This is a genomic window from Nocardioides sp. B129/18 (assembly GCF_055282735.1).
Genome location: NZ_JBUZJI010000009.1, coordinates 113401 through 127829, shown reverse-complemented (window position 1 = coordinate 127829; position 14429 = coordinate 113401). Strand labels below are relative to the sequence as shown.

The following is a 14429-nucleotide window of genomic DNA, read 5'->3' as shown; positions in this document are numbered from 1 at the left end:
CGAGGGCGGGCCGCGATCAGTGGAAGAAGTGCCGCGTCCCGGTGAAGTACATCGTCACGCCGGCGGCCTTGCAGGCCTCGACGGTGAGCTCGTCGCGCACCGAGCCGCCGGGCTGGACGATGGCCGTGACGCCGGCGTCGATGAGGATCTGCGGGCCGTCCTCGAAGGGGAAGAAGGCGTCGGAGGCGGCCACGGCGCCGCGGGCCCGCTCGGAGCCCTCGACGAGGGTGTTGGCGCGCTCGACGGCGAGCCGGCAGGAGTCGACGCGGTTGACCTGCCCCATGCCGATGCCCACCGAGGCGCCGTCCTTGGCGAGCAGGATGGCGTTGGACTTCGCGGCCCGGCAGGCCTTCCACGCGAAGGCGAGGTCGGCGAGCACCTCGGCCGAGGCGGCCTCGCCGGTGGCCAGCGTCCAGGCCGACGGGTCGTCGCCGGGCGCCTCGACGGTGTCGGTCTCCTGCATGAGGAGGCCGCCGGAGACCGGCCGCATCTCGACGCCGCCGCGCTCGAGCGGCTCGGCGACGAGGATGCGGATGTTCTTCTTGCCCTGCAGCACCTCGACGGCGCCGTCCTCGTAGCCGGGGGCGACGATCACCTCGGTGAAGACCTCGGCCACCTGACGCGCCATCTCGACGCTCACCGGGCGGTTGGCGGCGATGACGCCGCCGAACGCCGAGACGGGGTCGCACTCGTGGGCCCGACGGTGGGCCTCGGCGACGTCGGCGCCGACGGCGATGCCGCACGGGTTGGCGTGCTTGATGATCGCGACGGCCGGCTCGTCGAAGTCGTAGGCGGCGCGGCGGGCGGCGTCGGTGTCGACGTAGTTGTTGTACGACATCTCCTTGCCGTGCAGCTGCTCGGCGCCGGCGAGGCCGGCCGCGCCGTGGCCGCTGCGGTACAGCGCGGCGCTCTGGTGCGGGTTCTCGCCGTAGCGCAGGACGGCGTCGCGGCTCCAGGTGGCGCCGACCCAGGCCGGGAAGCCCGCGCCGTCGGAGGTGTCGGTGAGCACGTTGCCCATCCAGGACGCCACGGCGACGTCGTAGCTGGCGGTGTGCACGAACGCCTCGGCGGCCAGGCGCTTGCGCTCGTCGTAGGTGAAGCCGCCGGCGGCGACGGCCGCGAGGACGGCGTCGTAGGAGGCCGGCGAGGTGATGACGGCGACCGACGGGTGATTCTTCGCGGCGGCGCGCACCATCGAGGGGCCGCCGATGTCGATCTGCTCGACGCACTCGTCGGGCGTGGCGCCCGAGGCGACGGTCTGGGTGAACGGGTAGAGGTTCACGACGACGAGGTCGAACGGCTCGACGCCGAGGTCGGCCAGCTGCGCGACGTGGGAGTCCAGGCGGCGGTCGGCGAGGATGCCGGCGTGCACGCGCGGGTGCAGCGTCTTGACCCGGCCGTCGAGGCACTCGGGGAAGCCGGTGAGGTCCTCGACCTTCGTCACCGGCAGGCCGAGCTCGCCGATCAGACGGGCCGAGCCGCCGGTGGAGACCAGCTCGACGCCGGCCTCGGCGAGGCCGCGGACGAGGTCCTCCAGGCCGGTCTTGTCGTAGACGGAGACGAGTGCGCGCTTGATCGCGATGCGGTCGGACATCGGGAGCCTCCCGGGCTGTGGGTTCGGATCGGAGGTCGGTGGTCAGCAGGGCACCCAGGCGGACGATGCCCCGACGTCACTCCCCGGTGGTCACACCCACCCGCGCCAGTCGTGTGCGGCGATCCTATCGGCTCACGCGCGGTGCTCCGCGCCGAGGAGCACCCGGCGGCCCTCGACGCGCCAGCCCTCGCGCACCATCACGCCGACGGTGTCGACGAGCATCGCGCGCTCGGCGGTCTTGATGCGCTCGTGGAGGCTCTCGACGTCGTCGTCGTCGGCCACCGGGACGGCGGTCTGGGCGACGATCTGGCCGGTGTCGACCCCGGCGTCGACGACGAAGAGCGTCGCGCCGGTGATCTTGACGCCGTGCTCCAGGGCGTCACGCGGGCCGTGCATGCCCGGGAAGGCCGGCGAGAGGGCGGGATGGGTGTTGACCGTGCGACCGCCGAAGGCCTCGAGGAACGACTCCCCCACCAGCTTCATGAACCCGGCGAGCACGACCAGGTCGGGCTCGAAGGCCGCCACGCCGGCGGTGAGCGCGGCGTCCCAGTGCTCGCGGCTGGAGAAGTCCTGCACCCGCCGCACGAAGGTCGGGACGCCCGCGCGCTCGGCGCGGGCCAGGCCCTCGATGTCGTGACGGTCCGCGCCCACGGCCACGACCCGCGCCCCGAAGGCGGGGTCGGCGCAGGCGTCCAGCAGGGCCTGCAGGTTGGTGCCCGAGCCGGACACGAGGACGACGAGGCGGGCGGTCACGGGGCCCGATCGTAGTGGTCCGGAGGCCTCCGGAGCTGCGGCGCCCAGCGCCGTCAGTCGGCCTCGGGGGTGCGACGCTCCCAGGCGGCGGCCGCGAGGGCGCCGAGCAGGCCGCCGAGGCCGAAGGAGGCCACGAGGTGCACGAGCACGTCGCCGGCGAACGGGGCGACCTCGCTCATCCGGCCCGGGCCGACGGCTCCCCCGGCGAGCGTGGTGAGCAGCCCGACGGCCACGCCGGCCAGCACGCCGCCGACGCAGCCGCGCAGCGCGGCCTCGTCCCAGCGGCGGGTGGGCAGCAGACGGTGGGCGCGCACGGCTCCGAACGCCGCGATCAGGGCCGGGACGACGAGCAGCGCCGAGGTCCACAGCGGGGCGGGACCGTCGTCGGGCAGGGCCGCGAGGAGCGGGAAGAGCGGCAGCGGACCGAGCACGGCGCCGGAGGGCGCCACGACCGTGCCGGTGCCCACGGCGAAGCCGGGGCCCGCGAGGTAGGCCGAGGAGAAGAGGACGGCGTTGGGCAGCAGCACCAGGCAGGCGCCGACGATCGCCACGACGTCGCCCGCGCCGGCGTGCAGCTGGGAGGTGATGTTGGCGGCGGTGCGCACGTCGACCACGAGCGCGGCCAGCAGCGCGAGCGCCGAGACCGCCAGCCAGGCGAGCAGCACCGAGCGCGCCACGCGCAGGCCGGCGTAGACGCTCAGCGGGAGCCGGGCCGACCAGAGCGCGGCCCGACCGGACCCGACGCTGATGGCGGCGCCGCCGACGAGCCCGGCGAGCAGCACGACGTGCACCAGCAGCCGACCCGTGCTCAGGTCGGCGCTGCCCCCGGCGATCACCGCGGCGATCATCGCGACGACGAGGTGGCCGGCCACGAACAGGCCGGTGGCGGCGGGGACGGTCCAGTCGCGCTCGCCGTCGGCGAGGGCGTCGGCGTCCGGCCCGTGCCCGGAGATCGACTCGCCCAGGCGCAGCGCGAGGCGCCACACGGCCAGGACGCTCACCAGCGTCGCCCCGAGCGGGATCGCGGTGATCGCGACGCCCTCGACGCGCACGCCCGACCCGAGGCCGATCAGCCAGCCGAGCACGCCCGCGCGCAGGCCGTCGCCGGCCGTGCCGTGGGCGCCGGCGTCGCTGAGGAACCAGCCGATGACCCCGACGCTGCCGCACAGCGCGAGCGCGAGGAGCGCCGCTCCGGCGCCCGCGAGGGTCGCGGCGGCGGTGAGCGGACGGCGTCCGCTGGTCCCGGTCCACGCGTGGTCGGAGCCGGGGCGCGAGAGGAGCGAGGTCATGGTCCCGCCATCATCACCCGGGCCCGCGATCCATCCGGGGTGCCACGCCGAGGCCCCGGGAGGCCGCCGCGGCGGGTACCGTGGCCGCGCCATGAGGGATCCCGACGACGCCGCCGCCTTCGACGCGTTCTACCGCACCACCCGCGACCGCCTCCTGCTGCAGGCCTTCGCGCTCACCGGCGACCTCTCCGCCTCGCGGCGCGCCGTCCGCGACACCTTCGTGACCGCCTGGCACCACTGGCCCAAGGTCGGACGCCTCGAGGACCCCGAGTCGTGGGCGCGTCCGCGCGCCTGGGCCCACGCCCTGCGCCGCGACGCCGCCCGGCCCTGGCACCGCGAGCGGCACCTCGACGACGACTCCCGCGCCACGCTCGAGGCGCTCGCCTCGCTCTCCCTGGAGCACCGCAAGGTGCTGCTGCTCAACCACCTGGCGGCCGTCTCGATGCTCGACCTCGCCCGCGAGGTCGGCGTCACCCTCGAGGACGCCGAGCGCGACCTCCAGGCGGCCACCGCCGAGTTCTCCCTCGCCCGGGAGACGCCGTCGACCTCCGTGCGCCTGCACCTCGAGCAGCTGGCCGTCGCCACCGAGACCACCGTCCCGTGGCCGCGACACACGATCATCCGCCGCGCCGGCACCGCCCGCCGACGCACCCACGCCGCGGCCGGCGTCGTCGCCGCCGTGGCCGCGCTGGTCGTCACCGGCACGCTGGTCACCGACGCCCGCGGCGTGCGCCCGACCTTGGAGCGCGAGGCCGTCTCCTCGACCACCCGCACCCCGGACGTCGCGCCCTCGGTGCCCGACCGGGCGCTGCTGAGCGCCACCAGCCTGCGCACGCTCACCGGACTCGGCGGTGGTCGCGCGTGGGACGTCGAGCGCACCCACGACAACGCCGGCGGCGACGGCCGCGCCATCCCGTGCCAGGGCGACCGCTACGCCGACCCCGACGGCTCCGACCTGGTCGTGCGCGAGTTCCGGGCCGGGGAGCGCCAGGCCTACCAGCTCGTCGAGGGCTCCACCTCCCAGGCCGCGCTGCGCAGCGCCTACGAGGTGGCCGAGGGCTGGTTCGCGGCCTGCGACGAGCGCCGCGTCCAGCTGATCGACACCTACGACGTCACGGGCATCGGCGAGGAGGCGCGGATGTTCCGGTTCCGCTCCTGGCGCTCCCCCGCCAGCACCCTCGTCGTCGGCCTGGCCCGCACCGGCACGCTGCTCACCGCCACCGTCGCCTCCCGCGGCGGGGTCTCGGACTCCTCGCTGGCCCCGCACCTGACGCTGCTGCGTCGCGCCGTCGCCGGGCTCTGCGACCTCCCCCAGGCCGGCGCCTGCGGCCAGGGCACCCCGAAGGCCGCCTCCATCGCGCCCCTGCCGCTCCCGAGCGATCCCGCCCTCCTCGCCGAGCTCGACCTCCCGCCGGCCGGCGACGTGTCGTTCCCGTGGGTCGGCAGCGACGTCACGGCCGTCAAGCAGAACGCCGCGTCCACCCGCTGCGACGAGACCCGCTTCACCGGCAGCGTCGCGGGCACCCGGTTCACCCGCGCCCAGACCCGCACCTTCCTCATCCCCGACGCCGACCTCCCCGCGGAGTTCGGGCTCACCGAGACCGTCGGCGTGCTCTCCCCCGGCAGCGCGGCCCGGTTCACCGCGGGTGTGCGCGCGAAGCTGGCCGGCTGCTCGAAGGGCGACCTCGGCACCGACGTCAGCCGCATCGCCTCGGTCACGCAGGGCAGCACCGAGCTGACCGCCTGGCGCGTGACCAGCGAGATCTCCAGCTCGCGCAAGGTGCGCTACTCCATGGCGATCCTGCGCGACGGCGCCCGCGTGGCCCAGGTGGGCTTCATCGCGGCCTCCGACGCCGACATCTCCTCCGACGCCTTCGTCGCGCTCGCCCAGCGCGCCCTCGAGCGCCTGCACCGCCTCCCGACGTCCTGATCCCGTCCTGATCCCGTCCTGAGCCCGTCCTGATCCTGGTCCTGCCCGCGATCGCGCGGGAGGATGCAACCGGGCCGTCCTCTCGGGCGTATCCATCCCGACCGCGCTCCCGCGGTCGAGGAGCAGATGAGGACAGGGACATGGACGAGGTCGCCTTCGACGACTTCTACGCCGCCTCCTACCGACGGCTGGTGGGTCAGCTGCACGCCATGATCGGCGACCGCAGCGAGGCCGAGGAGTGCGTGCAGGAGGCGTTCGCCCGCGGCTGGGCGCACCGCCGCGTGCTGGACCGGGCTCAGCACCCGGAGGCCTGGGTGCGCACCACGGCGTACCGGCTCGCGGTGAGCCGGTGGCGGCGGGTGCGGCTGGGCCGACGCCCGGCCGACCGGGCCCTCGCGCCCGCGACGTCCGCGGGGGCGCCCGACGGCGTACGGCTCGACGTCGTGGCCGCGCTCGCCCGCCTCGGGGAGGACCAGCGTCGCGCGCTCATCCTCTTCCACCTCGCCGACCTGTCGGTCGAGGACGTCGCCCGCGAGGTCGGCGCCCCGGTCGGCACCGTCAAGGCCCGGCTCAGCCGCGGCCGCGCCGCCCTGGCCGAGCTCCTCGCCGACCACGCCCCCGAAGGGACGCACCATGCCTGAGCCGCTCGACCTCGACGACCTGCTCGCCCCGCTCCGCTCCCCCGGCCACGACCTCGACCGACCGTCCGCCCGCGACATCCGGCAGCGCGGCGACCGGCTGCGTCGTCGCCGTTCCGCAGCCCGCGGCGGCATGGCGCTGGCGACCGTCGCCGCGCTCGCCGCCGTCGCGTGGCCCCAGGTGATCCCTGCGGATGACGGTGACCGGGCCGTCGACCCCGCCACCTCGGCGCCCGTCGCGACGCCGTCAGGAGATCAGAGCACCGATGCCACCGAGCTCACCGAGGCCGACCTCGCGAGCGGGCTCACCGGCGAGGTGTCCTTCGGCGATGCGTTCGTCCGCGGTGACGTGACCGTCGGCGACGCCCTCGCGCAGGGCACGAACGACGGATGTGGTGCGCTGGCGATCCGCGATGGCGGTCTCTCGCGTGTGCGCACCGCGACGGTCGAGCAGACCGAGGGCGTCCGCGCCCGGACGGTCGTCGAGTTCGACTCCGACGTCGCAGCACGGGTCAGCCTGGGCGGCCTCAAGGAGCCGCTCCGGCTCGGGTGCGACGACTCGTGGATGGACGGCGTGGAGGACGACGCCGCCATGATCCGCGTCGCGCGGGGCGATGGCGACGTCGGCGCCGGCACCGTCACGCGGGTCCACCGGATCGGCCGGTGGGTGCTCGTCGACGTCGCCGACTCCCTCGGCCTCGGCGACCCGGAGATCGTCCGGCAGACCGCCCGGCTGCTCGCGCAGCAGGCGACGACCATCGAGCGACGGCTCGCCGAGGTCGACCAGCGCTGACGCGGCGCTGACCATCGGCACGACGCACGAGGGCCCCGGGAGCATCGCTCCCGGGGCCCTCGTCGCTGAGCCGAATCAGAGGCTCTGCATGATCTCCCGCATCAGGGCGGCGGTCTCGGACGGCGTCTTGCCGACCTTCACGCCGACGGCCTCGAGGGCCTCCTTCTTGGCCTGCGCGGTGCCGGCGGACCCGGACACGATGGCGCCGGCGTGGCCCATGGTCTTGCCCTCCGGCGCGGTGAAGCCGGCCACGTAGCCGACGACCGGCTTGGTGACGTGCTCCTTGATGTAGGCCGCGGCCCGCTCCTCGGCGTCGCCGCCGATCTCGCCGATCATCACGATCGCCTTGGTCTCCGGGTCGTTCTCGAAGGCCTCGAGGGCGTCGATGTGGGTGGTGCCGATGATCGGGTCGCCGCCGATGCCGATGGCGGTGGTGAAGCCGAAGTCACGCAGCTCGTACATCATCTGGTAGGTCAGGGTGCCCGACTTGGAGACCAGGCCGATGGGGCCCTTGCCCGCGATGGTGTGCGGCGTGATGCCGGCCAGCGACTCGCCCGGGGTGATGATGCCGGGGCAGTTCGGGCCGATCATGCGGGTGCCCGCGTGGTTGGCCTCGGACTGCAGGTAGCTCCAGACCTCGGCGGTGTCCTGCACCGGGACGCCCTCGGTGATGACGACCATCAGGCCGATGCCGGCGTCGACGGCCTCGATCGCGGCGGCCTTGGTGAAGGCCGGCGGGACGAAGAGGACCGACACGTCCGCGCCGGTGGCCTCCATGGCCTCCTTGACGGTGCCGAAGACGGGCAGCTCCTTGCCGGCCAGCTGGACGGTGGTGCCGGCCTTGCGGGCGTTCACGCCGCCCACGATGTCAGCGCCCGACTCGAGCATCAGGGTGGTGTGCTTGGAGCCCATCCCACCGGTGATGCCCTGGACGATGATCTTGGAGTCCTTGTTCAGGTAGATCGACATGCTTCTCGACTCTCTATCTCGTGCGTCCGGGCGATCAGGCGTTCGCCAGCTCGGCGGCCTTGTCGGCGGCACCATCCATGGTGTCGACGACCGTGACCAGCGGGTGGTTGAGCTCGGCGAGGATCGCGCGGCCCTTGTCGACGTTGTTGCCGTCGAGGCGGACGACGAGCGGCTTGCTGGCGGCGTCGCCGAGGAGCTCGAGCGCACCCTTGATGCCGTTGGCGACCTCGTCGCAGGCGGTGATGCCGCCGAAGACGTTGACGAACACGCTCTTGACCTGGGGGTCGTTGAGGATGACGTCGAGGCCGTTGGCCATGACCTGCGCGTTGGCGCCGCCACCGATGTCCAGGAAGTTGGCGGGCTTGACGCCGCCGTGGTTCTCACCGGCGTACGCGACGACGTCGAGGGTGCTCATGACCAGGCCCGCGCCGTTGCCGATGATGCCGACCTGGCCGTCGAGCTTGACGTAGTTGAGGCCGAGGTCCTTGGCCTTGGCCTCCAGAGGGTCGGCCTCCTCGCGGATCTCGAACTCCTCGTGGTGCGGGTGACGCACCTCGGAGGCGTTCTCGTCGAGGGAGACCTTGCCGTCGAGCGCCTCGAGCTTGTCGCCGGCCAGCCGCGCGAGCGGGTTGACCTCGACGAGCGTGGCGTCCTCCTCGACGAAGACCTGGTAGAGCGACTGGATCATCGCGACGGCCTGCTCGAAGACGGGCTCGGGGAACTTGGCCTCGGTGGCGATCGCGCGGGCCTTGGCCTCGTCGACGCCGGTGCCGGGGTCGATCGCGATCTGCTTGACGGCGTCGGGGTTGGTCTTGGCGACCTCCTCGATCTCCACGCCGCCCTCGACCGAGGCGATGCACAGGTACTGGCGGTTCGCGCGGTCGAGCAGGAAGGAGAAGTAGTACTCCTCCTCCGGCGGGGTCGCGGGGGTGACCAGGACGCGGTTGACGGTGAGGCCCTTGATCTCCATGCCGAGGATGTTCGAGGCGTGCTCGAAGGCGTCGTCGGCGGTCTTGGCGATCTTGACGCCACCGGCCTTGCCGCGGCCGCCGGCCTTGACCTGCGCCTTGATGACGGTCACGCCACCGAGCTGCTCCGCGGCGGCCTTGGCCTCGTCGGCGGTCGTGACGACCACGCCGAGGGTCGTGGCGACACCGTGCTTGGCGAAGAGCTCCTTCGCCTGGTACTCCATCAGGTCCACTGATCCACCAGTCTCTATGTATCGATGCAGTTGTGTGGGCGGGGGTGCGCGCGCGGACCTCATCGGACCGTCGCGGCGCCCCGGGCACCCTAGTCCTCCCCCGCCCCCGCGACGAGCCCCGGACGGGCCTACGTGACGTACCTCATGCGTCACGGGGGAACCCCGCCGTCGGACCCCGTGCCGACCGCCCCGGGACGCCGTCGCCGGACGTCCCGTTGTGCGGTTCGGTTTCATCCCGCGTCACCGCTCGGCTACAGTCTGGTCCGCCCGGGCCGTCATCCCCGCTCCTGCGCGAGCGCGACGGACGCCAGCGACCAGCATCGGAGTACGTGTTCATGGGGAACCACAGAGCGGACGACGTCGAGTCTCGTCGCGACCCCTCTGACGGCTCATCCCCGAGCCCCACCCGTCCGGCCGGCCGCCGTGCCCGCGCCACCACGCCCGACTGGGTCGAGCCCATCCCGGTGACGCCGTACGTCGGACGCCGTGCCGCCCGCCCCGCCGCCGAGGCCCCTGCCGCGGCCCCCTCGACGCCCGCCGCTCCCGCCCGGCCGCGGCTCACCCCCCGCTCCGAGCCCACTGCCTCGGCCTCGCTGGCCCCGCGCTCGCCGCGCGCCGCCGCGCCGGTCGACCCCACGCTCGTCTTCGCCACGCCGTCGCGGCGCTCGGTCGTCGTCCCCGACGTGCCGATGACCGCTCCGGATCGCCGCGAGGCACGTCCCGCCGCCACCGCGCCCACCGTGGCCCGCACGACCGTCACCGCGCCGGCCCCCGAGCTCGACCGGGCCGACCGGGCCGACGACATCGACACCGCGCGCATCGAGCGGGTCCTCGCCGACCTCGCCCCGGTCGACCACTCCACCTCCTTCAGCACCGACGTCACCGAGGTGCTCCCGCTGGCGCCTCAGGCGCCCGCCATGCCGGTCACCGTCGTCGGCGGGCGCCGTCGCGCCGCCACCCGGCAGACCACCGCCAACCCGTTCGTCCGGCGCCTGCCCTCGCTGCCGCTCGCCGTCGGCGCGGTCGTCCTGGGCATCGCGGTCACGGGCACCGTCACCACCGCTCGGACCGACCTGGTCGACGGCTCGGCCGCGATCGGCCAGATCGGCGCCCTCGGCGGCACCAGCGGCGTCGGCTCGGTGCGCGATCGCGCCGTCGTGAGCCGCGCGTCGGACTCCGACCTGCGCGCCGGCGCCGAGGCGCTGGCCGGCGACGTCGCCGACCGCAACCAGCGCCTCGCGAGCGTGGCCCAGCAGGCCGAGGCCCGCGCGAAGGACCTCAAGGCCAACCAGTGGACCCTCCCGGTGCAGCGCGGCGCCTACCGCCTCACCGCCCGCTTCGGCGAGTACGGCCTGTGGGCCAACTACCACACCGGTCTGGACTTCGCCGCGCCTCCGGGCACCCCCATCTACGCCGTCGCCGCCGGCACCGTCACCTCGGCGGGCATGGACGGCCCCTACGGCAACAAGACCGTCATCACCCTCGCCGACGGCACCGAGCTGTGGTTCTGCCACCAGACCAACTTCCTGGTCTCGCCCGGCGACAAGGTCTCCCCCGGCCAGCAGATCGGCACCGTCGGCTCCACCGGTCACGTCACCGGCCCGCACCTGCACCTCGAGGTGCGACCCGGCGGCGGCGACCCGGTCGACCCGTTCGCGGCGCTCGTCGCGCACGGCATCACGCCCTGACCCACCTGCGCCGCAGCCAGGCCGCCTGACCTCCCGCGAGGGGCCCCTCGCGGGCCCTCCGCGCTACAGCCTCTCGACCGGCGCGTAGCGCAGCAGGAGCCGCTTGACGCCCTCGGAGCCGAAGTCGATGGAGGCCACGGTCTTCTCGGCCACGCCCTCGAGGGACACGACCGTCCCCATGCCGAAGGAGTCGTGGAGGACGCGATCGCCCGGCTCCAGCGAGGGGATCTCCTTGGCCGGACGCTTGGCCTTGGCGGCGGCGTCGGCGCGCGCCGCGGCAGCGGAGAAGTTGCGGCGACCGGCCGAGGTGGCGGCGCCGCCGAAGCCGGCGTTGCCCGAGCCCACCGCCGGGCCGGCGGAGCCGCCCCAGGAGTCGCTGAGGTCGGGGCGGCTCCAGCGGGTCTGCGCGGCCTCGGTGCGCCGCCAGTCGACGAGGTCGAGGGGGAGCTCGTCGAGGAAGCGCGAGGCCGGGTTGTGGGACGGCGCGCCCCAGGCCGAGCGGACGATCGCACGGCTGATGTAGAGCCGCTCGCGGGCGCGGGTGAGGCCGACGTAGGCCAGCCGCCGCTCCTCCTCGAGCTCGGGCTGGTCGCCCAGGGCGCGGCTGTGCGGGAAGACGCCGTCCTCGAGGCCGGTGAGGAAGACGACCGGGAACTCCAGGCCCTTGGCGGTGTGGAGCGTCATCAGCGTGACGACGCCGGAGTCGTCGGGGTCATCGGGGTCGTCGGGGATCTGGTCGGAGTCGGCGACGAGCGCGACGCGCTCGAGGAAGTCGTCCAGACCGGGGGTGACCAGACCGGCCTCGACGTCGTCGGGATCGGCGGACGGGCCGGGGACGGGGTCCTCGGCGAACTCCCGGGCCACGGCCACGAGCTCGGCGAGGTTCTCCAGGCGGGTGGCGTCCTGGGGGTCGTCGGAGTCCTCGAGCGAGGCGAGGTAGCCCGAGCGCTCGAGCACGGTCTCGAGGACGACGTCGGGCCGCTCGCCGCCCTCGACCATCGACTGCAGCTCCTCGGTCATCGCGACGAACTGGCGGATGTTGGTGAGCGAGCGGGTGGCCAGGCCCGGGGCCTGGTCGGCGCGACGCAGCGCCTCCCAGAACGTGGTGCGGTCACGCTCGGCGAGGGCGTTGACGCACTCGACGGCGCGGTCGCCGATGCCGCGCTTGGGGGTGTTGAGGATGCGGCGCAGCGAGACCTGGTCGTCGGGGTTGGCGAGCATCCGCAGGTAGGCCAGGGCGTCGCGGACCTCCTTGCGCTCGTAGAAGCGCACGCCGCCGACGACCTTGTAGGGCTGGCCGGTGCGGATGAAGACCTCCTCGAAGACCCGCGACTGGGCGTTGGTGCGGTAGAAGACCGCGACGTCGCCGGCCCGGGCGCCGTCGTCGACGAGACGGTCGATCTCCTGGGAGACGAACCGGGCCTCGTCGCGCTCGTCGTCGGCGACGTAGCCGACGATGCGCTCGCCGTCGCCGGCGTCGGACCACAGCCGCTTGGGCTTGCGGCCCTTGTTGTGGCCGATGACGGCGTTGGCGGCGGTGAGGATGGTCTGGGTGGAGCGGTAGTTCTGCTCCAGCAGGATCGAGGTGGCGTTCGGGAAGTCCTGCTCGAAGTCGAGGATGTTGCGGATGTTCGCGCCGCGGAAGGCGTAGATGGACTGGTCGGCGTCGCCGACGACCATCAGCTCGGCGGGCTCGACGCGCTCCGCGGAGGGGTCGACGTCCTCGGGGTCGTCGGCGCAGAGCTGGTGGATCAGCGCGTACTGCGCGTGGTTGGTGTCCTGGTACTCGTCGACCAGCACGTGCCGGAACCGCCGCCGGTAGGTCTCGCGCACCTCGGGGAAGGCCTGCAGGAGGTGCACGGTGGTCATGATGAGGTCGTCGAAGTCGAGCGCGTTGGCCTCGCGCAGGCGCCGCTGGTAGAGCGTGTAGGCCGCGGCGTAGGTCTCCTCGAGCTGGTTGCGCGCCTCGCGGGTGACCTCCTCGGGGTCGCGCAGCTCGTTCTTGTGGTTCGAGATCCAGTGCAGCAGGGCGCTGGGCTGGTAGCGGCGGGGATCGAGGTCGAGGTCGGTGCAGACCAGCTGCATCAGCCGCTTCTGGTCCTGGGCGTCGTAGATCGTGAAGCCGGACTTGAAGCCCAGCCGGTCGATCTCCTTGCGCAGGATGCGCACGCAGGAGGAGTGGAAGGTGGAGACCCACATGATGCGGGCCCGCTTGCCGACGAGGTCCTCGACGCGCTCCTTCATCTCCGCCGCGGCCTTGTTGGTGAAGGTGATGGCGAGGATCGAGCCCGGGTGCGCCTTGCGCTCGGAGATCAGCCAGGCGATGCGCCGGGTGAGGACGCGGGTCTTGCCCGAGCCGGCACCGGCGACGACCAGCAGCGGCGCGCCGGCGTGGACGACGGCGGCCCGCTGGGGGTCGTTGAGGCCCTCGAGGAGCGGGTGGTCGGTGGCAGGCAGCAGCGTCTCGGTCATCCTGGGGCCAGCCTACGGCGCCGCGCCGACGTCGGGCGCGGCGCGCCTGCCGGCCTGGGGACGACCGGGACCGGCGTCACCTCCAGTGGTGCGCGGAGGACCAGAAGACGGCGACGGCGACGTTGGCGGTGGTGAGCCCCAGGATGATCAGCCACAGACGCTGGCTGATCTGCTCCTTGCGCACGTTGGCCATGACCAGGCCGAGCACGACCAGGCCGATGAGCAGCTTGACGGCGATCTTGGTGTTGTTCGGCTCCTGGTCGCCCGCGGAGAGCACGCCGACCAGGGCCAGGCCCGCGACGAACGCGGTGCCGGCTCCGTCGCGCATGGCGGCGTTGACCCGCTTGACCGGCTCCTTGGCCTGGGACAGCAGGCCGCCGAAGAGCGCGGCGAAGCCGAGGAGGTGGACGAACAGCAGGATGAGGCGAACGGTCTGCACGGCGTCAGTGTCGCAGACCGCTCGGAGCAGGCTCAGAGCAGGCGACGATCGCTGGCCCAGCGGGTCAGCTCGTGGCGCGAGGAGAGCTGCAGCTTGCGCAGCACGCTGGACATGTGGGTCTCGACGGTCTTCACCGAGATGAACAGCTCGCGGGCGACCTCCTTGTAGGCGTAGCCGCGCGCGATCAGCCGCATCACCTCCCGCTCCCGCTCCGTGAGCCGGTCGAGGTCCTCGTCGACCTCGGCGAGGGCCGGAGCGTCGGGGGCGCCGGCGAAGGCGTCCAGCACGAACCCCGCCAGCCGCGGGCTGAAGACGGCGTCGCCCTCGGCGACGCGGCCGATCGCGGCCACCAGCTCAACGCCGGTGATGGTCTTGGTGACGTACCCGCGCGCCCCGCCCCGCACGGTGCCGATGACGTCGTCGGCGGCGTCGGAGACCGAGAGGGCCAGGAACCGCGGGGCGTCCCCGGTGGGCGCGCAGCGACGCATCACCTCGACGCCCCCGCCCCCGGGCAGGTGCACGTCGAGCAGGACGACGTCGGGTCGGGTCTCGCCGATGACGGCCACGGCGGCGTCGACGTCGGGGGCCTCCCCCACGACCTCGACCACGCCGGCGCCGGACGCGGCCAGCTCGGCGCGCACCCCCGCGCGGATCATGGCGTGG

12 protein-coding genes and 1 riboswitch are annotated in these 14429 nt (G+C 73.7%); of the genes, 4 read left to right on the top strand and 8 right to left on the bottom strand.

Features of this window, described 5'->3' with window-relative positions; all coding sequences use genetic code 11:
* Positions 1-16 precede the first annotated feature (16 nt).
* From purH to ACZDWJ_RS09145, 3 genes are all read right to left on the bottom strand, one after another.
* Complete coding sequence (gene purH / locus ACZDWJ_RS09155) at positions 17-1594, bottom strand: bifunctional phosphoribosylaminoimidazolecarboxamide formyltransferase/IMP cyclohydrolase (protein WP_463520635.1); 1578 nt, start codon at positions 1592-1594, stop codon at positions 17-19.
* 45 nt (positions 1595-1639) lie between these two features.
* A riboswitch (ZMP/ZTP riboswitch) is annotated at positions 1640-1717 on the bottom strand.
* Between the two features lie 9 nt (positions 1718-1726).
* Entirely contained in the window at positions 1727-2347 is a 621-nt protein-coding gene (gene purN, locus ACZDWJ_RS09150; protein ID WP_463520634.1) for a phosphoribosylglycinamide formyltransferase, read from the bottom strand.
* Between the two features lie 53 nt (positions 2348-2400).
* Complete coding sequence (locus ACZDWJ_RS09145) at positions 2401-3636, bottom strand: cell division protein PerM (RefSeq protein WP_463520633.1); 1236 nt, start codon at positions 3634-3636, stop codon at positions 2401-2403.
* A gap of 91 nt (positions 3637-3727) precedes the next feature.
* Between ACZDWJ_RS09145 and ACZDWJ_RS09140 the strand changes: the two genes are divergently transcribed.
* The 3 genes from ACZDWJ_RS09140 to ACZDWJ_RS09130 all read left to right on the top strand — a co-directional run bounded on the left by ACZDWJ_RS09140 (position 3728) and on the right by ACZDWJ_RS09130 (position 6997).
* Complete coding sequence (locus ACZDWJ_RS09140) at positions 3728-5566, top strand: hypothetical protein (RefSeq protein ID WP_463520632.1); 1839 nt, start codon at positions 3728-3730, stop codon at positions 5564-5566.
* 140 nt (positions 5567-5706) lie between these two features.
* Positions 5707-6207 carry a sigma-70 family RNA polymerase sigma factor gene (locus ACZDWJ_RS09135; protein WP_463520631.1) on the top strand — a complete coding sequence of 167 codons (501 nt, stop codon included), beginning with the start codon at positions 5707-5709 and terminating at the stop codon, positions 6205-6207.
* Positions 6200-6997 carry a hypothetical protein gene (locus ACZDWJ_RS09130; protein ID WP_463520630.1) on the top strand — a complete coding sequence of 266 codons (798 nt, stop codon included), beginning with the start codon at positions 6200-6202 and terminating at the stop codon, positions 6995-6997. Before ACZDWJ_RS09135 ends, ACZDWJ_RS09130 begins: the two co-directional genes overlap by 8 nt.
* A gap of 75 nt (positions 6998-7072) precedes the next feature.
* On the opposite strand, the gene sucD is transcribed toward ACZDWJ_RS09130, so the two are convergent.
* Both sucD and sucC read right to left on the bottom strand, forming a co-directional pair.
* Positions 7073-7966: a succinate--CoA ligase subunit alpha gene (gene sucD / locus ACZDWJ_RS09125; protein WP_463520629.1), complete on the bottom strand. Its 894-nt coding sequence runs from the start codon at positions 7964-7966 to the stop codon at positions 7073-7075.
* A 34-nt stretch (positions 7967-8000) separates the two neighbouring features.
* Positions 8001-9167: an ADP-forming succinate--CoA ligase subunit beta gene (gene sucC, locus ACZDWJ_RS09120; RefSeq protein WP_463520628.1), complete on the bottom strand. Its 1167-nt coding sequence runs from the start codon at positions 9165-9167 to the stop codon at positions 8001-8003.
* A gap of 464 nt (positions 9168-9631) precedes the next feature.
* Here sucC and ACZDWJ_RS09115 point away from each other — a divergent pair, with 464 nt between their 5' ends.
* Positions 9632-10855, top strand: coding sequence for a M23 family metallopeptidase (locus ACZDWJ_RS09115; RefSeq protein ID WP_463520627.1), 1224 nt, complete (start codon positions 9632-9634; stop codon positions 10853-10855).
* Positions 10856-10918: 63 nt separating this feature from the next.
* Here the strand turns inward: ACZDWJ_RS09115 and pcrA are convergent, their stop codons facing one another.
* The 3 genes from pcrA to ACZDWJ_RS09100 form a co-directional block, all read right to left on the bottom strand.
* Positions 10919-13327 (bottom strand): DNA helicase PcrA, encoded by a 2409-nt coding sequence (pcrA, locus tag ACZDWJ_RS09110; RefSeq protein WP_463520626.1) that lies wholly within the window; start codon positions 13325-13327, stop codon positions 10919-10921.
* 76 nt (positions 13328-13403) lie between these two features.
* Entirely contained in the window at positions 13404-13766 is a 363-nt protein-coding gene (locus ACZDWJ_RS09105; RefSeq protein WP_463520625.1) for a hypothetical protein, read from the bottom strand.
* A gap of 32 nt (positions 13767-13798) precedes the next feature.
* A partial coding sequence (locus ACZDWJ_RS09100; RefSeq protein WP_463520624.1) for a LuxR C-terminal-related transcriptional regulator occupies positions 13799-14429 on the bottom strand: 631 nt, incomplete at its 5' end.

What these genes read in the sequence shown, in the direction of transcription:
- ACZDWJ_RS09130 (WP_463520630.1), top strand. Translation starts at nt 6,200, where the DNA reads ATGCCTGAGCCGCTCGACCTCGACGACCTGCTCGCCCCGCTCCGCTCC.
- ACZDWJ_RS09135 (WP_463520631.1), top strand. Translation starts at nt 5,707, where the DNA reads ATGGACGAGGTCGCCTTCGACGACTTCTACGCCGCCTCCTACCGACGG.
- sucD (WP_463520629.1), bottom strand. Translation starts at nt 7,966, where the DNA reads ATGTCGATCTACCTGAACAAGGACTCCAAGATCATCGTCCAGGGCATC.
- ACZDWJ_RS09140 (WP_463520632.1), top strand. Translation starts at nt 3,728, where the DNA reads ATGAGGGATCCCGACGACGCCGCCGCCTTCGACGCGTTCTACCGCACC.
- pcrA (WP_463520626.1), bottom strand. Translation starts at nt 13,327, where the DNA reads ATGACCGAGACGCTGCTGCCTGCCACCGACCACCCGCTCCTCGAGGGC.
- ACZDWJ_RS09145 (WP_463520633.1), bottom strand. Translation starts at nt 3,636, where the DNA reads ATGACCTCGCTCCTCTCGCGCCCCGGCTCCGACCACGCGTGGACCGGG.
- purH (WP_463520635.1), bottom strand. Translation starts at nt 1,594, where the DNA reads ATGTCCGACCGCATCGCGATCAAGCGCGCACTCGTCTCCGTCTACGAC.